This window comes from Pseudomonas sp. 2, from assembly GCF_056627435.1.
In genome coordinates this window covers 304710-320347 of sequence record NZ_JBWXNG010000001.1, presented here as the reverse complement: position 1 = coordinate 320347, position 15638 = coordinate 304710, and the positions used below count along the sequence as shown (strand labels likewise).

The following is a 15638-nucleotide window of genomic DNA, read 5'->3' as shown; positions in this document are numbered from 1 at the left end:
TCGCCGACAAACCAAACCGCAACATCGCGCCTTGCACAAAACCCGACATCCCCTCATCATGCACGCCATATATAGGGTAGGGGGGTATGCTATGTCGCACACCAAGGCCGGAAAAGACGATCTGCTCAAACGGGTCAAACGCATCGCAGGGCAGGTCCAGGCCATCGAACGCGCGCTGGAAGGCGATGCCGATTGCGCGAAAACCCTGCATCTGGTGGCCGCCACCCGCGGCGCCATCAACGGGCTACTCGATGAAATCATCGAAGATCACGCCCGTGAACACGTCGCCAAGCCGGGCCTGAGCGACGCCGAGCGAGCCCAGGGCGTCGAAGAGCTGCTTGAAGCCATCCGCCGATATTCCAAGTGAGGTTGCCATGAGCACAGTCGATTACAGCCACAGCCACGACTTCCTCGGCGCCGGGCACGATGAAAACGCCCGGCGCACGCTGTGGGTGGTCATGCTTACGGTGGTGATGATGGTGGGCGAGATTGCTGCCGGGTACATCACCGGCTCCATGGCGCTGTTGGCCGATGGCTTTCACATGGCGACCCATGCCGGGGCGCTGGGCATTGCCGCTGCGGCCTACGCTTTTGCGCGCCGGCATTCGGCCGATCACGCCTTTAGTTTCGGCACCGGCAAGGTGGGGGATCTGGGTGGTTTCGCTTCTGCACTGATCCTGGGCCTGATCTCGCTGGGCATCGGCGCCGAGTCGGTCATGCGCCTGTTCGCCCCCACACAGGTGCAGTTCGGCACCGCGACCCTGATCGCCGTCGTCGGCCTGATCGTCAACATCGTCAGCGCCTTGCTCCTGGGCCACGGTCACAGTCATGACCACCACCCTCATGACCATGATCACAGTCATCATCACGATCATGGCCACGATCACGACAACAACCTCCGATCTGCCTACGTTCACGTGCTCGCCGATGCGGTGACCTCGGTGCTGGCGATCGTCGCCTTGCTCGCCGGCAAATTCCTGGGCTGGGTCTGGCTCGACCCGGTCATGGGCATCGTCGGCGCCGTGGTGATCGCGCGTTGGGCCTGGACGCTGATGCGTGACACCGCTGCAGTGCTGCTGGACCAGACCGACGCGCAGGTGGCCGACGAGATTCGTCAGTTGGTCGGGCAGTACCCGGCGCTGCAGATCACTGACCTGCACGTCTGGCGCGTCGGCCCTTCGGCGCGGGCGGCGATCGTCAGCGTTCAGGGCTCGGCGCAACAGTGTGCCGAGGACGTGCGCGCCGCCCTCAAACCGGTGCATGAGGTCACACACCTCACCGTCGAATATCGGGTGGCGTGATGGCCACTTCGAAAAGAAAACACGCCGGTATCGAGCGTGAGCTGGCAAGGGCTTTGACCTGGGCCTGCGAAACCGCAAAGAGCGAGATTGCCGGCTTCCAGTGGCTGACCCATTGTGTGAACTACGAGCGATTCCCGGACAGCCTCGCTGTTGTCTGGGTGTTCGACACTGAGGCGAACAGGCAGGCCGCGCTGGCGAGCCCCGACAAAGCGCGAATGCAGGCGCTGACCCAGGCGGCCTTTGACGATATCGGTATCAGCGTCGCGAACATCGCTGCTCACGTCGAATTCGACGCCGAAGATCGCTGTGCCGCGCAGCACGGTGGCGATTGGGCGGCGCGGTTAAATGCACGGCAACCCACGGGAGGCAAGCGTGGCAAAGGACATTGAAAACCCCTGCGTCTCGCTGTGTCAGCTCAACAGCGAGATGTGCGTCAGTTGCGGCCGCAGCCGCGAGGAAATCCGCAAGTGGCGGGGCATGAAGCGGCCGGAGAAGATGGCCGCCGTGCAGAACGCCAGCGCGCGTTTGAAGGCGTTCAACAAGAAGAAAAACAAGGGCAAGGACTAGCGCCCTGTCAGCGACTCACTTCTGGCTGAAGCGCGCCGCATGTTCGCTGTTGCGAAAGCCTTCGACGATGAAGTCCACGAACACCCGCACCTTGGCAGGCACCAGTTTGCGGCTGGTGTAGTAGATCGACAGGGGTAGGGCGTCGGCGTACCAGTCGGGCAGCACGCGCACCAGCTCGCCGCTTTCCAGCCACGGCAGGGCGTGGGGCATCGGCAGCATGGCGATGCCCATGCCGGTGGCCGCGGCCCGGGCCATGGCTTCTGGATCGTCCAGCACCATCAGCGGGCGCACGTTGGCCACCACTTCTTCGCCGGCATCGTTCTTCAGTTTCCACGGCGCCAGCCGCCCGGTGCTCAGCAGGCGGCGCAGCAGTCCGCGATGACGCGCCAGGTCTTGAGGATGGTTGGGAGCGGGCTGCGTTTTCAGGTAGGCCGGGGAGGCCACCAGCACGATGCGCAGGCGCGCCAGTTCGCGGGCGATCAGGGCGTCGGTCAGTTCGATGCCGCCGCCAATGGCGACATCGAAGCCTTCGCCGATCAGATCCACCTGGCGGTTATCGAAATGCAGGTCGGGGACTACGTCCGGGTAGCGGCGCACGAACGCTTCCATCATCGGCACGAAATACTCGCGACCCACGGTGTACGCCAGCGCGACCTTGAGTGTGCCGGCCGGCTTGCCCGCGCCCTGACGCAGATCGGTCAGGGCATCGCCGATCTCGCTCCACGGCAGGCGCACCTGGGCGTACAGCCGCTCGCCGTCGCCGGTCAAAGCCAGGCTGCGGGTGCTGCGCTGGAACAGCCGCACGCCCACCCGCGCCTCCAGCTGGCCCACGCTCTTGCTCACCGCCGCCGGCGTCAGCCCCATACGCCTCGCGGCGGCCGAGAAGCTGCCTTCGTCGGCGGTGGCGACAAAGGCATCCAGGTAGCTACTGAGTTCGGTCAACATGGCAGGTTCCTTACGCCGCGGGTTCAAGCTGAGCGCGGAGTTTAGCGACTGCCGGACGAAACTGCCTCTCGATGTGCCGCTGCACGCGTTGCGCGCAATGCCCTACGCATTCGGTGAAAGATCACGCACCACTTCGGTCAGCTCCCCGGTGTCGGTGTTGTAGAACAGCCCATAGACGTTCACGTTCTTCGGCGTGCCCGGGTTCGCGCGGACCATGGCGACGTCGTATTGCAGGGATTTTTCGTAGTCGGTGATGCTGACGCTGCCGTGGTCGTAGCAGCCGGAGATGTCGGTGTGGTGCTCGTGGTTGAAGTTGCTGACGAAACCGTCGCGGGAGAACGACGTCGCGCCGCAGTTGGAGTGGTGGACGATGATGATGTTGCGGATGCCGAACAGGTATTCGGCGACGGTGATCGAGCGCAGCCCGTCGACGGCGCGGCCCGCTGCCACTGAGACGGTCGCAAGCGTGGTGGTCGAGCCGACGCTGTGGCCCTGGGCGTCGCGCAGCACTTCGCCGGGATACACCTCGCCGAAATGCGCCGCCACGGCCTCGGGAATGGCGCGCACCCGCGGGTCGTAGCAGTAGATCACCACGCTGTTCAGCGGCACGGCTTTGGAGAAGGCTTCGCGCATGGTGGGCTCGTCGAAACCGGGTTGGGCACTGAAGGCGTATTCATCGAATCGGGACATGTCTGTCTCCTTGCTCTGGGTTGAGGATGGCCGTTGTGTCGCGCGGCAGGAGGCGGCGCAGGCATGGGCAGAATCTAAGGAGAGCGAGGGCAGGGCGTGTGACAGATTTACGATGATTCGTGCCAGGGGCTGTAACAGACCTTTGAAGCACAGGTAGCGGATTTCAACGAGCGCAACAGTCAATTGCCCGGTGCGGTGATTCCTGACATTTGTGCGAGGAGTGACACTGCGCCCCACCTTAATCCTTAGTGGAGCGCATCATGAACAACACCGCACTGATCGTCGTCGACATCCAGAACGACTACTTCCCCGGCGGCAAATGGCAGCTGGCCAAGGTCCAGGCCGCCGCCGACAACGCCGCCCGCGTCATCGCCGCCGCGCGGGCCAAAGGCGAACTGGTCATCCATGTCCGCCATGAAACACCGTCCCCCGACGCACCGTTTTTCGTGCCCGGCAGCGACGGCGCGCAGTTGCATCCCAAAGCCGCGGCCAAGGCCGACGAAACGGTGATTCTCAAGCACTTCATGAGCCCGTACCGCGAGACGCAACTGCTGGCGATCCTGCGCGAGCAGCAGATCGAAAACGTCACGGTCATCGGCAACATGAGCCACATGTGCATCGACGCCGTGACCCGCTCCTCGGACGATTTCGGCTTCAAGACCACCGTCATCCACGACGCCTGCGCAACCCATGACCTGGAGTTCGAAGGCGTGACCGTGCCGGCGGCGCAGGTGCATGCGGCGTTTATGGCGGCGCTGCGGTTTGGTTATGCGCGAGTAGTTTCGGCGCAAGAGTTTCTGGAGTAATCACCGCAAGACCCGTAGCAGCACGGCTTGCCGGTGGGGGCGTCCGCAAGATCGCTCCCGCCGGCAAGCCGTGCTGCTACGTCGGAATCAGGTGCTCGCAGGATAGGTGTAACCGCCGATGGTCGGGCCGAAGCCGTAACAGGCGACAGCTGCGCCACCGCAAAGGCCAGTTCAAATGCAGTGAATCCCAGCAACAGAAAGCTCGCCCCCTGAGCCACGGCAAACAGCTGCCAGGCCGCAAACAACACTCTGGCGAGCGCGTCATAGTGGCCGATCTCGCGGCTGGGATGGGCGAGCCGCCAGAGTGACCAGACCACTACCACGCTGCCCAGCAGGTTGGCGAAGAGCATGGCGGTGACGTCCAGCACCGGCACCGGGCGGCTCAGCGCCAGGGCACTGGACAAGACCGCGAAGCCTTCGACGATCAGGGCCGCTGTCCAAGGCGTCATGAAACCGACCGTCACCACCAGGTCGTACCAGGCGCTGGCGCGCACGATATGCAGATTGTTCTTTACGCTGATCATGCTCATCCCTCAGAGTTCGAGCCCGCAGGCTAAACCCTGGTCCATGGTCCAGAGTCAACACGGAAGAATGCACTCATGAGAATTGGCGAAGTCGCCAGACGCACCGGCGTGTCGGTCGACGCACTGCGGTTTTATGAAGACAAGGGTTTGATCAGGCCGCAGCGCACGGGCAACGGTTATCGGCTATACCCGGAGCAGACGCTGCAACTGGTGGGCTATATCAAGCTCGCCCAGCAACTGGGGTTCTCCTTGGCGGAAATCGGCGAAAACCTGCCGCTGCTGTGGAACAGCGAAGCAGCTTCCAGCGAGTTGCTCGCACGTTTGTTCGCCGAGAAAATCGCCCTGCTCGACGAACGCATCGGCCAGATGCAGGCGCTGCGCAACGTACTGGCCGAGCGGGCGAGGCAGGTGTGTCCGTTGCTTGGCGACGGATGATCCGCATTGACGACATCCGCAGCAGCCCCATCTATCTCTATCAAGGAACGAACAATGCCCCTCAAGGTTATGGTCATCGGTGCTTACGGCAACTTCGGCAGCATCATCTGTCGGCATCTGGTTGCCATGGCTGACGTGGAGTTGATCATCACGGGGCGCAATTCGCGCAAGCTGGCGGCAAAGCAGCAAGCGCTCGACACCGAGGCTGTGAACGCTTGCCGCAGCTGGTGTGGCGATGCCATGGCGGCCGGCTTTACCGACGTGCTGCGTGAGTCCCAGGTGGACTGGGTCATCCACACGGCGGGGCCCTTTCAAGGGCAGAGCTATGCGGTGGCGCAGAGCTGCGTGCAGGCGGGCGTCAATTACTGCGATCTGTCCGACTGCCGTACTTTCGTCAACGGCATCTCGGTACTCGATGAGGCGGCCCGACAGGCTGGCGTCACGGTTTTCAGTGGATGCAGTTCGGTGCCGGCGCTGTCGTCGGCGTTGATCGACCAGTACCGCGACCGCTTCGGGCGAATCGACTCGATCAACCACGGCATCTCGTCCTCGGCGAAGATGCCGGGACTGTCCACCGTCCAGGGCGTGCTGGCCTACGCGGGAAAGCCGATCCGCCAGCTGCGCAACGGCCGGGTCTTCGAGGTGCCGGGCTGGCAGGGGCTGGAACTGCGGCGCATGCCGCTGCTCGGTTCGCGGATTCTGGCCAACGTCGATGTCCCGGACATGGACATCTTCGCCCGGCGCTACGGCGCGCACACGCTGGTGTTCAAGGCAGGTTCCGGGCTGAAGTCAGGCGGGCTGGCCAACTATATATTCGCGCTCGCCAACCGCTTGGGCCTGATGCGCGAGCCGCAGCGTTGGGCCGAAAGGCTGCATCGCCTGGGCGGGCATTTCGAGCGCTTCGGCGACGGCAAAAGCGCGATGTACATCGACGTTCACGGCATCGGCCTTGCCGGCAAGCCGCTCACGCTGCAGGTGCAACTGACCGCGTTCAACGACAAAGGCCCGGAGATTCCGAGCTGCGCCGCGGTGGCGCTGGTGGCCAAGATCGTCAAGGGCGAACGCCCAGAGCCGGGTGCGCGGACCTGTGTGGGGTTCATTGGCACGCAGGAGTACCTCGAAGCGATTGGCGAGCCGGACAACCTGCATCTGCGGGTCGAGTTTTCCGACGGGCAGGTTTGACCGATGCTCTACCTGTGCCTGAAGTACTTGCATGTGATTGCCGTGATCTTCCTCTTCGGTTTCGGCATGGGTTCCTACCTGTACCTGATTGCCGCCAATCGCAGTCGCTCCCCGGAGCTAATTGCCCACGTCGCCGGGATGGTGGTGCGTTATGACGCCTGGATCACCACCCCGGCGGGTTTCGTGCAACTGATCACCGGAGCCTGGCTGTTCCACTTGAGCGGGTTGACTATGGCCAGCGAGTGGGTGCTGGCCGCGGTGGTGGTCTTTCTGGCCGTCGGCGCGCTCTGGCTGCCGGTGCTGGTGATCCAGAAGCGCCTGCAGCGCATGGCTGCAGAGGCTGCACGACTGGGCGGCTCGCTGAATGAGGCCTATCGCAAGCAGTACCAGGCCTGGTTCTGGATGGGCGTTTGCGGTTTCGCTGGCATGTTCCTGATCGTGGCAATGATGGTGAGCAAGATGCCTCCCTGGCAATGGCTCATGCTGCCTGGCTGAGGTCCGGGCAGCCTGCCGACTCACCTTGGCGCTTGATCGCGATCAGTATTCCCCGCGCAGTGTCAGCATGAAGTTGCGCGGCTCGCCGTAGAAGTTGCCGTTGGCGGAACTTGAGACAGTGCGGTAGTAGTTCTTGTCGAACAGGTTGTTGCCGTTGAGGGTGACGTTCCAGTGCTCGTTGACCTTGTAACGCAGCATGGCGTCGTACAGCGTGTAGCCGGCCTGGGAGTAGTCGAACGGGACGCTGGTCTTGCCCAGGTTGCCGTTGCTGTCATAGGGCAGGGCGGTGCCGCTGACGTAGGTGGCGCTCTGCACGGTCACGCCGCCGCCGACGGTCCAGTCCGACAGCGTGCCGGGCAACTGGTAGGTGGTCCACAACTTGCCCTCGTGTTTGGGCGTGATGGTGCTCAGCGCGGTCTGCTGGGTCTTGTTGCGATTGTTGTTGTAGACGTAGCTGGCCATGAGGTTCCAGCCCGGCGCCAGCTCCCCTGAGGTCTGCAGTTCGACGCCTTTGCTGACCACTTCGCCCTGGTTGATGTAGCAGCAGCTGCCGCCATACAGCACGGCTTCTTCGGGGTAGTTGGTGTCGAGAACCGCGCCGCCGTCGCGCTTGGTGTAGAACACCGCGATGCCGGTGTTCAGGCGCCCGTCGAAGTGCTCACCCTTCAGGCCCACCTCATAGGTTTTGCCCACCATCGGGTCGACCACGCTGCCGCTGCCCACCGGGCCTTTCAGATAACTCTGCTGCGGTTTGAAGATCTTCGAATAGCTGGCGTAGGCCGACCAGTTGTCGTTGAGGTCATAGGTCACCCCGCCGTAGGGCACCAGCCGGGTCGGTTCGCGCATGTCGACGTCGCTCTGCACCACGCCGGCATTGGTGTACAGCTGCTCGAAGTGATAGCGCGCCAGGCGTCCGCCCAGGATCACTTTCATCGGGTCGGCCACCTGCAGCGTCAGGCGCGAGTACAGGCCGTACTGGGTCTGGGTGTTGGGGCTGTAGTCGCGGGACAGGTATTTGTTGATCGGGTTGGGGTCCCATTCCTGCGGGTCGAACACGTTGACCGGTTGCTTGATGTTGGACAGCGTGCCCGAGCCTTTCCATTCGCTGGTGACCTTCTGCCAGTCGCCGCCGATGACGAATTCGTGCTCGCGGCCGAAGGCGTCAAAGCTGCCCGACAGGTTGGTGTCGAACAGGTTCTGGTTGGTCCAGAAGCGGTTGATGCTGCCGTTGCGCACAGGGCCGGTCATGGTAACCGGGTTAAGCGCGCCGGTGGTGACCGCAGAGAGCGAGGTGCCTGCGTCGTGGGTGTTGGTGTAGGAAATATTGGCCTTCCAGTCGTTGTCGAAGTAGTGGTCCAGCTTGGTGAAGATTTCCTGCGAGACGGTGTCGGTGTACGCCCACTTCTGGCTCAGGCTGGTGTGCCGTGGCAGGCCAATGTCCGAGCCGTCGGAGTAGCGCGGCAAGCCTGCATAGTTGCGCGCATGGATTTCCTCGTACATGCCGCCCAGGGTCAGGGTGGTGGAGGGCGTCACGTCCCATTCCAGCGTGCCGTAGACCGTCGGTTTTTCCGTGTTCATGTCATCGACGAAATAATCGCGATCGGTGTAGGCCGTCACCAGGCGGCCACGCAGGTTGCCGCTCTCGGTCAAAGGGCCGGTCACGTCGAACATCGAGCGGTAGTTGTCCCAGGAGCCGGCGGCGACTTCGAACTTGGCCTGGTAGGTCGGCAGCGCGCGCTTGCGCACCACGTTGATCACCCCACCCGGATCGCCGACGCCACCGAACAGCGCTCCGGCGCCGTGCAGCACCTCGACGTGGTCGAACTCGACCATGTTGTACAGGCGCATCGAGTAGAAGCTGGAGGCAGCGGAGGTCAGGGCCATGGGCGCGGCGCCGTCGATCTGGATGCTGTCGATGTTGAAGCCGCGTGAGTAGTAGTCGTAGACGCTGCTGCCAGTTTTGACCACGGTCACGCCGGGGGCGTAGCGCAAGGCCTCTTCCAGTTCGTTGGCGCCGGTGTCGTCGATCATCTGGCGGGTGATCACCGATACCGATTGCGGGGTGTAGCGCAGGCTGGTCGGGGTTTTGGAGCCGACACTGGCGGCACCGGTGGTGTAAGAGCCGGAGTTCTCGGTCATCTCGCCGATGCCCTGGCCGCTGATCACCAGATCGCCCAGTTCCATCGTCGTGCCGGCGGTGAGTGCAGTCAGGAACCAGTGGCCGTTTTCGTTCTGCGCAGCCTTCAGGCCACTGCCGGACAGCAGGGTGGCCAGGCCGTTGCTGGCGCTGTAATTGCCATTGAGTGCAGCGGCCTGTTTTCCGGCCACGGCCTGCGGGTCGAACGTCAGGGTGATGCCGGCAGCCTGGGCAAAGCGGTTGAGCGAGTCTTCGAGCGCCCCGGCCGGGATCGAATAGTGCTGCACCTGTTCCTGTGCGGCCATGGCGCTGGAGGTCAATAATCCGGCCAGTAACGCGCCGTGCAGCGCCTGCACGAGCAGGTGGCGCGAGCGATCTGTGGGGCCTGAGAAACGCGACGACATGAGGGAGTTTCCTTACAAGGGGCAGAGTGTTCTTTCCCTTGTCGAATGAGCGGGAAAAACCCGTAACGCGACATCGAAAATTTTTTACCCCCGACGCGGCACCACCCGGATCCACCAGGGCGTGAAGTGCTGGATACGGATCGGCAGCGTCTGCGCGAGGGTGTCCAGGGTCTGCTCCAGATGGCCCAGTTGGTACACACCAGACACCTGCAAATGGGCCACCGCCGGGTCGCAGCCCAGCCAGCCGCGCTGGTAACGGGCGAATTCGTCGAGCAGGTCTTTCAGTGGCAGCTGCTTGGCGACCACCGCGCCCTGGGTCCACGCCGCCGGATCCAGCCCACCCTGAGGCAGTGGGTGATTGCCACTGGCGTCGATCCGGTAGCGCTGGCCGGCGGGCACCAGGGTCTGCCCTTGGGCGGTCTGGATGGCGACAATGCCTTCGGTCACCGCGAGCAGTGTGTCAGCGGGATTCATGCGCACCGCGAACGCCGTGCCGATCGGACGCAGGCTGCCCTGGGGGATCTGTACGGTCAGTGGCCGCGACGGGTCCTTGCCGGTTTCGACGAAGATCTCGCCGTGGAGCAATTCGATCGAGCGCAGGGTCGCAGTGAAGCGAACGTTCACCGCCGTGGCGGTGTTCAGTTGCAGGCGCGTGCCATCGGCCAACGCCAGGGTGCGTCGCTCGCCGGTGCCGGTGGCGTAGTCGGCGCGTAGCGTTTCAAGTGTCGGTTGCTGCCAGGCCCACCATCCCGCGCCGCCTGCACCAAGGCCCAGGCCCAGTAATTTGAGCGCCTGACGGCGCGACTGCCCGACACTGGCCAGCGCCTTGACCGCTGCCTGGCCATGGCCCGGCGGCAAGGGCGCGAACATCCGTTCGCTGGTCTGCAACGCCTGCCAGGCGGCTTCATGCAGCGGATCTGCCTGGCGCCACGCGCTGCAGCGGGCGAACAGCTCGGGCGCCGCATCCCCGGAGGTCAGCCGCACGCGCCAGAGAATGGCCTGGTCGAGAACCTCGTCGGGGAACGCGGCGCGGGCACCCATGGCGTTACAGCTGCGCCAGGTAGCAGTGGCGTACCGCAGCGGCCATGTACTTTTCCACCGACGCCACGCTGACCTCCAGACGGGCCGCGATCTCCTTGTAGGTCAGGCCTTCCAGGCGCGACATCAGGAACGCCGTGCGGGCCTTGACCGACAGCCCGTCGAGCAAGGCATCGATCCGCGTCAGCAACTCGAACATCAGCCACTGCTGCTCGGGCGAGGGCGCCTCGGCCTCGGGCAGATTGAGCATCGCCTCCCGATAAGCCCGCTCGTATTGCTGGCGACGCAGTTTGTCGATCAACAGACCACGGGCGACTGTGCTCAACCAGGCGCGCGGGGTGTGCAGCTCGGCCAGCAACTGCGGCCGACCGAGCAGATGGACGAAGGTGTCATGGGCCAGATCCGCTGCGCCATCGGGCTGGAACAGCCGTTTGCGCAGCCAGTTGATCAGCCAGCCGTGGTGATCCACGTACAGCGAACGGACATCGACTGGGGCGGCGGGCAGGGAGAGAGGAGCGCAGGACAATGGGGTCACACCGGAAGACGTATTTAAGAATCGTTCGCATCCTAGTGCGGGCGGGTTGTGCTGTGCAAGGGGTAATGGTCTTGGTTAGAGCATCCAGGGGCGGCGAGATTGCCCAACCGTAGCAGTCCGGCTTGCCGGCGATAGCGATCTCGCGGACGCATTCGCCAGCAAGCCGGCTCCCACGGCCTTCGGCCAGAGGCGGATCGTAAACAACATCAGCCCTGCTGCTACAGGATGGTTGGGTGTGCTCTGGATGGCTCGCCGATGCGTTTCTCATAACGCAGCGCCGGGGCGTGGTCTTCGTAGAAGTTCTCGGCGACCGCGAAACGGCAAAACCCGCAGGCCTCATACAGCCGGACCGCCGCCGGGTTATCGGCACGCACCTCCAGGCGAAGCAGGGCGCGGTTGCGATCCGTAGCGCAGGCTTGCGCCTGTTCGAGCAGTTGTTGCCCCAGGCCATGGCCACGCCAGTCAGGGCTGACCGCCAGCGAATAGAGGCGGGCAATTGCGGTATTACGGCGAAACAGCAGCAGCGCGTAGCCGGCGATGTTGCCTTCGCCGGTGGCGACGATCAGGCCGGCATTGGCGCGGCTGATCATCCAGTGGAAGTGGCGCCGGCGTAGCCGATCCAGCGCGAAGCATCGCTGCTCCAGCGCGAGTAGATCGTCGATATCGGCCACAGACGCAAAGCGGAAATCAAAAGGCATGGCAACACCGTAATTTTTGAGTAACGAACCGGGACAGGCTCAAGGGCCCGTGATTTATTGAAGCGGCGTCTTCTTCAACTCGGATCGATTACTCATGTCAGCGGTGCAAGCCAACGTGAACGCAGTATTGGACAAATCCGGATGTTCCACAATCACCCTCATCCAGGAGCCCCCCAACCGACAGCCCGCGGGCAGCCGCTTGCTCATCCTCGTCGAGCGCAAGGAGGACTGGGCCGATTACCTGCCCAGCGAGAGCCTGATGCTGGCTCAGGATTACCTTGAGCACAGTGACGATTCAGCCCATCGCACGCAGGTGATCAACCTGTGCCGCCATTACAAATACCTGGGGCAGGGCTATTACTGCTCACTGCTGGCCGAAGCACGCGGGCACAAGGTGTTTCCGTCGGTGCGCACGGTCAGCGAGCTGTCGCGCAAGGCGCTCTACGGGGTCGGCCTGGATGATCTGGAGCGCACCCTCGAACGCGCCCTGGCCAATCATCCCTACGGCAGCACCGAGGCGTTCACCCTCTCGCTGTATTTCGGCAAGGCCTCGATCGAGGCGCTGCAGGAAATCGGCCGGCAGCTGTTCGAAGCCTTTCCCTGCCCGATTCTGCTAGTGGAATTTCGTCGGGGCGACACCTGGCAAATCGCCGGAATCAAGGCCGGGGCGCTGCACCGGCTGCGCGATGCCCAACAGCACGTGTTCGCCGATGCGCTGGACGCGTTCAGCCGCCGCACCTGGCGCCACCCTGCGTCGAAAAGGGTGGCCAGATACGACCTGGCAATCCTCCACGACCCTGACGAAGCGCTGCCGCCCTCGAACGCCAAGGCCCTTGCAAGGTTCATCGAAACCGGCCGGACCCTGGGCATCGACGTGGAGCTGATCGAGAAAAAGGACTATGCGCGGCTGGCTGAATTCGACGCCCTGTTCATTCGTGAAACCACGCGGGTGGACGACCACACCTACCGCTTCGCGAAAAAGGCCGAAAGCGAGGGGCTGGTGGTCATCGATGATCCGTCGTCCATTTTGCGCTGCACCAACAAGGTCTATCTGGCCGACCTTCTGCAACGCAAAGGGTTGGGCATGCCGCTGACCCAGGTGCTGTACAAGGATCGCCCGCTGGAGCTGGAACAGGCCGGGCGGCGCCTGGGGTTTCCGCTGGTGCTGAAGATCCCCGACGGCTGTTTCTCCCGCGGGGTGATCAAGGTGGCCGACGCCCAGGCGCTTGCCGCCGCCGCGCAGGAACTGTTCGAACACTCGGTGCTGCTGCTCGCCCAGGAATATTGCTACACCGAATACGACTGGCGGGTCGGCGTGCTCAATGGCGAGGCGCTCTATGCCTGTCAGTACTTCATGTCCAAGGGGCACTGGCAGATTTACAACCACAAGGCCGTGCCCGGAGAAGTCAACGGCCTGTGCCGGGCCGTGGCCGTGGAGCAGGCGCCGCCCGAGGTGGTCAGGCTGGCGGTGGACACCGCGCGCTTGATCGGCGATGGCCTCTACGGTGTCGACCTCAAGCAGGCCGGGGACCGGGTGCTGGTCATCGAGGTCAATGACAACCCCAATCTGGACGCCGGTATCGAAGACGCCGTGCTGGGCGATGAGCTGTATCGACGGGTGTTGCAGGCCTTCACCCAGCGGCTCGAACGCAAACACCGTGGCCAGGCGTGGTGACTCATGATCGAAGGTTATTGCATCGAGTCGGGCGCCTTGCACCCGGTTCGCGAAGGGCGCGCGGGCGTGTGGCTGTGCGTGGCACCGGATGCCCATGAACAGGCACAGCTGCAGCGACGGTTCGGCATCGGCGCCCAGGCGCTGGAGTCGTCGCTGGACCCGGATGAGGTCGCGCGGATAGAGATCAAGCCCGAGCACCTGTTCCTGATCTGGAAGCGCCCGGAAAGCTTCGATGGGCGTGCCTTCAACGTGTCGTCGTTCGGCGTGGCGCTGAGCGAGCAGCGCCTGGTGGTGATCAGCGCCAGCAACTCGCTGTTGTCCAGCCTGGAGCGGGAAGCGGATCTGGAAGGCCCGCTGGATGTGTTGATGGCGCTGCTCGCGCAGAGCGTGCATCACTATCTGGGGCACCTGCGGGTGGTCAAACAGGTCGCCCGGGAAATCCAGCAGCAATTCACCCGCAGCATGGATAACCGGCAACTGGCGCAGATGTACCACCTGAGCGAGAGCCTCGTGTACTACGTCAACGCGATCCAGAGCAACGGTGCGGTGCTGACGCTGCTCAAGAGCCATGGCCAGCGCCACGGCTTCAGCGCCCGCCAGCTCGACGCACTGGATGACCTGATCATCGAGAACGACCAGAGCCACCAGCAGGCGAAGATCCACGCCAAGGTCTTCGCCAACCTCATCGAGTCGCGGGGCAACCTGGCCAACAACGGCATGAACCTGGCGCTGCGCAAGCTCACCCTGATCAACGTGGTGTTCCTGCCGCTGAACCTGATTGCCGGCATCGGCGGCATGTCGGAGTTCAGCATGATGACGTCCGGCATCGCCTGGTGGCTTTCCTTCCCGGCGCTGATCGTCGGCATGACGCTGCTCGGCGCGGTGATGGTGGTCGCGCTGCGGCGCATGGCGTGACGGGTTCACGCGCCCTTTCAAATTCGTCTTTCAAGGTATTGGAGTAGGTATGTCAGCTGCACAAATGGGAATGGTGATGCTGGTGGTCATCGCGATACTGGGCAGTGCGATCAGCATCCTGGATCATCGGGCGTTGATGGGCGCGGAAAAACAGACCAAAGCCAACACCGATGAGTCAGACATTACGCCAGTCCCGTAGCAGCACGGCTTGCCGGTGGGGCGATCTTGCGGACCACCCGCCGGCAAGCCGTGCTGCTACGGGGCGGTGTTTTGGCGGTCGAACTCGGATGTTTCTCCGATCCCATCCACCCCTCACATCCTATGATGCTCCACCAGAAAATCCACGAACACCCGCACGCGGGCGGGCATGGTGGGGCCGCCGATGAACACGGCGTGGATCGGTTCGCGATCGCCGGGGTTCCAGGCGTCGAGCAGGGAAACCAGCTCGCCCCGTTGCAGTTCTTCGGTGACGGTGAACTCGCCGATGCGGGCGATGCCAGCGCCAAGGCGGGCCAGTTGCGCCAGGGCTTCGCCGCTGCTGCATTCGATGTTGCCGGCGATCTTCAGGGAAAACGCCTCGCCGTCGCGGGCGAAGGGCCAGTCCGGTTCGGCGCGGCGGAAGTTGAAGCGCAGGCAGTTGTGCTGCAGCAGGTCTTCGGGCTTTTCCGGCGTGCCGTGGCGCTGCAGATAGGCCGGGGAGGCGACCACCACCTGGCCGGTGTCGCCGATCCGCCGGGCAGTCAGCGGGCTGTCGGGCAGGTGGCCGAAGCGCACCGCCACGTCAGCCTGGCCGGCGAGGATGTCGACCACTTCGTCGCCCAGGGTCAGGTCGACCACGATGTTCGGGTAGCGGGCGCTGAACGCCGCCACCAGCGGCACGATGGCCAGGCGCCCATGGCCGAGGGCGGCGCTGACCCGCAACCGGCCCTGGGGTACGCCCTGGTCGGCGATGGCTTCCTCGACCTCGTCCATGTCTGCCAGAATGCGCCGGGCGCCGCGCAGGTAGGCTTCGCCTTCGGCGGTGAAGGCGATCGCCCGGGTGGTGCGCAGCAACAGGCGGGTGCCCAGGCGCTGCTCGGTACGGGCAATGACCCGGCTGACCGCTGATGGCGTCAGCCCCAACGCTCTCGCCGCCGCCGACAAGCTGCCTTCCTGCGCGACCTTGGCGAACACCGCCATTTCACCTGACCTGCCGTTGAAGTCCATTTGTGCCTCTGACGCAAAAGTGTTTGACGATAACGCGGTCTACTGCGCGGAAAGTCTGGATCGTATCATTTGCGGCATAAATGAG

19 protein-coding genes are annotated in these 15638 nt (G+C 63.7%); 11 read left to right on the top strand and 8 right to left on the bottom strand.

The window, feature by feature from the left end; genetic code table 11:
* Window positions 1–91 precede the first annotated feature (91 nt).
* From AC1MEK_RS01515 to AC1MEK_RS01500, 4 genes are read left to right on the top strand one after another with little or no spacing between them, the layout of a single operon-like run.
* Window positions 92–367 (top strand): metal/formaldehyde-sensitive transcriptional repressor, encoded by a 276-nt coding sequence (locus tag AC1MEK_RS01515; protein ID WP_480394491.1) that lies wholly within the window; start codon window positions 92–94, stop codon window positions 365–367.
* A gap of 7 nt (window positions 368–374) precedes the next feature.
* Complete coding sequence (gene dmeF / locus AC1MEK_RS01510; protein WP_480394490.1) at window positions 375–1301, top strand: CDF family Co(II)/Ni(II) efflux transporter DmeF; 927 nt, start codon at window positions 375–377, stop codon at window positions 1299–1301.
* A complete protein-coding gene (locus AC1MEK_RS01505; RefSeq protein ID WP_480394489.1) occupies window positions 1301–1690 on the top strand; it encodes a hypothetical protein in 390 nt (129 codons plus the stop codon). Before dmeF ends, AC1MEK_RS01505 begins: the two co-directional genes overlap by 1 nt.
* Complete coding sequence (locus AC1MEK_RS01500; RefSeq protein ID WP_480394488.1) at window positions 1674–1868, top strand: DUF1289 domain-containing protein; 195 nt, start codon at window positions 1674–1676, stop codon at window positions 1866–1868. Before AC1MEK_RS01505 ends, AC1MEK_RS01500 begins: the two co-directional genes overlap by 17 nt.
* Window positions 1869–1883: 15 nt before the next feature.
* Here AC1MEK_RS01500 and AC1MEK_RS01495 read toward each other — a convergent pair whose 3' ends face one another.
* A complete protein-coding gene (locus tag AC1MEK_RS01495; RefSeq protein ID WP_480394487.1) occupies window positions 1884–2813 on the bottom strand; it encodes a LysR family transcriptional regulator in 930 nt (309 codons plus the stop codon).
* Window positions 2814–2915: 102 nt separating this feature from the next.
* A complete protein-coding gene (locus AC1MEK_RS01490; protein ID WP_480394486.1) occupies window positions 2916–3503 on the bottom strand; it encodes a carbonic anhydrase in 588 nt (195 codons plus the stop codon).
* Window positions 3504–3763: 260 nt separating this feature from the next.
* Between AC1MEK_RS01490 and AC1MEK_RS01485 the strand changes: the two genes are divergently transcribed.
* On the top strand, window positions 3764–4309 hold the full coding sequence (locus AC1MEK_RS01485) for a cysteine hydrolase family protein (protein ID WP_480394485.1): 546 nt from the start codon (window positions 3764–3766) through the stop codon (window positions 4307–4309).
* On the opposite strand, the gene AC1MEK_RS01480 is transcribed toward AC1MEK_RS01485, so the two are convergent.
* The gene (locus AC1MEK_RS01480) at window positions 4270–4833 is read right to left on the bottom strand and encodes a hypothetical protein (RefSeq protein ID WP_480394484.1); all 564 of its coding nucleotides are present in this window, start codon (window positions 4831–4833) and stop codon (window positions 4270–4272) included. The genes AC1MEK_RS01485 and AC1MEK_RS01480 overlap by 40 nt on opposite strands.
* Before the next feature lie 75 nt (window positions 4834–4908).
* Between AC1MEK_RS01480 and AC1MEK_RS01475 the strand changes: the two genes are divergently transcribed.
* Genes AC1MEK_RS01475 through AC1MEK_RS01465 form a run of 3 tightly spaced genes read left to right on the top strand, consistent with a single transcriptional unit; the run spans window position 4909 to window position 6945 of the window.
* Window positions 4909–5268 (top strand): MerR family transcriptional regulator, encoded by a 360-nt coding sequence (locus tag AC1MEK_RS01475; RefSeq protein WP_480394483.1) that lies wholly within the window; start codon window positions 4909–4911, stop codon window positions 5266–5268.
* A gap of 54 nt (window positions 5269–5322) precedes the next feature.
* The gene (locus AC1MEK_RS01470) at window positions 5323–6450 is read left to right on the top strand and encodes a saccharopine dehydrogenase family protein (RefSeq protein ID WP_480394482.1); all 1128 of its coding nucleotides are present in this window, start codon (window positions 5323–5325) and stop codon (window positions 6448–6450) included.
* Between the two features lie 3 nt (window positions 6451–6453).
* Window positions 6454–6945, top strand: a complete 492-nt coding sequence (locus tag AC1MEK_RS01465; RefSeq protein WP_480394481.1) for a DUF2269 family protein — start codon at window positions 6454–6456, stop codon at window positions 6943–6945.
* Between the two features lie 42 nt (window positions 6946–6987).
* On the opposite strand, the gene AC1MEK_RS01460 is transcribed toward AC1MEK_RS01465, so the two are convergent.
* The 4 genes from AC1MEK_RS01460 to AC1MEK_RS01445 form a co-directional block, all read right to left on the bottom strand.
* A complete protein-coding gene (locus tag AC1MEK_RS01460; RefSeq protein ID WP_480394480.1) occupies window positions 6988–9486 on the bottom strand; it encodes a TonB-dependent siderophore receptor in 2499 nt (832 codons plus the stop codon).
* An 84-nt stretch (window positions 9487–9570) separates the two neighbouring features.
* Window positions 9571–10527: a FecR domain-containing protein gene (locus tag AC1MEK_RS01455; protein WP_480394479.1), complete on the bottom strand. Its 957-nt coding sequence runs from the start codon at window positions 10525–10527 to the stop codon at window positions 9571–9573.
* Window positions 10528–10531: 4 nt separating this feature from the next.
* A complete protein-coding gene (locus AC1MEK_RS01450; RefSeq protein WP_480394478.1) occupies window positions 10532–11050 on the bottom strand; it encodes a sigma-70 family RNA polymerase sigma factor in 519 nt (172 codons plus the stop codon).
* A gap of 227 nt (window positions 11051–11277) precedes the next feature.
* Complete coding sequence (locus AC1MEK_RS01445) at window positions 11278–11757, bottom strand: GNAT family N-acetyltransferase (RefSeq protein ID WP_480394477.1); 480 nt, start codon at window positions 11755–11757, stop codon at window positions 11278–11280.
* Window positions 11758–11851: 94 nt separating this feature from the next.
* Between AC1MEK_RS01445 and AC1MEK_RS01440 the strand changes: the two genes are divergently transcribed.
* From AC1MEK_RS01440 to AC1MEK_RS01430, 3 genes are read left to right on the top strand one after another with little or no spacing between them, the layout of a single operon-like run.
* Entirely contained in the window at window positions 11852–13432 is a 1581-nt protein-coding gene (locus AC1MEK_RS01440; RefSeq protein ID WP_480394476.1) for a RimK family protein, read from the top strand.
* 3 nt (window positions 13433–13435) lie between these two features.
* Window positions 13436–14347 (top strand): magnesium transporter CorA family protein, encoded by a 912-nt coding sequence (locus tag AC1MEK_RS01435; RefSeq protein WP_480394475.1) that lies wholly within the window; start codon window positions 13436–13438, stop codon window positions 14345–14347.
* Between the two features lie 49 nt (window positions 14348–14396).
* The gene (locus tag AC1MEK_RS01430; RefSeq protein WP_480394474.1) at window positions 14397–14546 is read left to right on the top strand and encodes a hypothetical protein; all 150 of its coding nucleotides are present in this window, start codon (window positions 14397–14399) and stop codon (window positions 14544–14546) included.
* 113 nt (window positions 14547–14659) lie between these two features.
* On the opposite strand, the gene AC1MEK_RS01425 is transcribed toward AC1MEK_RS01430, so the two are convergent.
* Entirely contained in the window at window positions 14660–15553 is an 894-nt protein-coding gene (locus AC1MEK_RS01425; protein WP_480394473.1) for a LysR family transcriptional regulator, read from the bottom strand.
* Between the last annotated feature and the right edge of the window lie 85 nt (window positions 15554–15638).

Excerpts from the sequence above, each read along its gene's own strand:
- AC1MEK_RS01465 (WP_480394481.1), top strand. The coding sequence starts at position 6,454 with ATGCTCTACCTGTGCCTGAAGTACTTGCATGTGATTGCCGTGATCTTC.
- AC1MEK_RS01475 (WP_480394483.1), top strand. The coding sequence starts at position 4,909 with ATGAGAATTGGCGAAGTCGCCAGACGCACCGGCGTGTCGGTCGACGCA.
- AC1MEK_RS01425 (WP_480394473.1), bottom strand. The coding sequence starts at position 15,553 with ATGGACTTCAACGGCAGGTCAGGTGAAATGGCGGTGTTCGCCAAGGTC.
- AC1MEK_RS01495 (WP_480394487.1), bottom strand. The coding sequence starts at position 2,813 with ATGTTGACCGAACTCAGTAGCTACCTGGATGCCTTTGTCGCCACCGCC.
- AC1MEK_RS01470 (WP_480394482.1), top strand. The coding sequence starts at position 5,323 with ATGCCCCTCAAGGTTATGGTCATCGGTGCTTACGGCAACTTCGGCAGC.
- dmeF (WP_480394490.1), top strand. The coding sequence starts at position 375 with ATGAGCACAGTCGATTACAGCCACAGCCACGACTTCCTCGGCGCCGGG.
- AC1MEK_RS01480 (WP_480394484.1), bottom strand. The coding sequence starts at position 4,833 with ATGATCAGCGTAAAGAACAATCTGCATATCGTGCGCGCCAGCGCCTGG.
- AC1MEK_RS01440 (WP_480394476.1), top strand. The coding sequence starts at position 11,852 with ATGTCAGCGGTGCAAGCCAACGTGAACGCAGTATTGGACAAATCCGGA.
- AC1MEK_RS01455 (WP_480394479.1), bottom strand. The coding sequence starts at position 10,527 with ATGGGTGCCCGCGCCGCGTTCCCCGACGAGGTTCTCGACCAGGCCATT.
- AC1MEK_RS01435 (WP_480394475.1), top strand. The coding sequence starts at position 13,436 with ATGATCGAAGGTTATTGCATCGAGTCGGGCGCCTTGCACCCGGTTCGC.
- AC1MEK_RS01460 (WP_480394480.1), bottom strand. The coding sequence starts at position 9,486 with ATGTCGTCGCGTTTCTCAGGCCCCACAGATCGCTCGCGCCACCTGCTC.
- AC1MEK_RS01505 (WP_480394489.1), top strand. The coding sequence starts at position 1,301 with ATGGCCACTTCGAAAAGAAAACACGCCGGTATCGAGCGTGAGCTGGCA.
- AC1MEK_RS01515 (WP_480394491.1), top strand. The coding sequence starts at position 92 with ATGTCGCACACCAAGGCCGGAAAAGACGATCTGCTCAAACGGGTCAAA.
- AC1MEK_RS01490 (WP_480394486.1), bottom strand. The coding sequence starts at position 3,503 with ATGTCCCGATTCGATGAATACGCCTTCAGTGCCCAACCCGGTTTCGAC.
- AC1MEK_RS01485 (WP_480394485.1), top strand. The coding sequence starts at position 3,764 with ATGAACAACACCGCACTGATCGTCGTCGACATCCAGAACGACTACTTC.
- AC1MEK_RS01430 (WP_480394474.1), top strand. The coding sequence starts at position 14,397 with ATGTCAGCTGCACAAATGGGAATGGTGATGCTGGTGGTCATCGCGATA.
- AC1MEK_RS01445 (WP_480394477.1), bottom strand. The coding sequence starts at position 11,757 with ATGCCTTTTGATTTCCGCTTTGCGTCTGTGGCCGATATCGACGATCTA.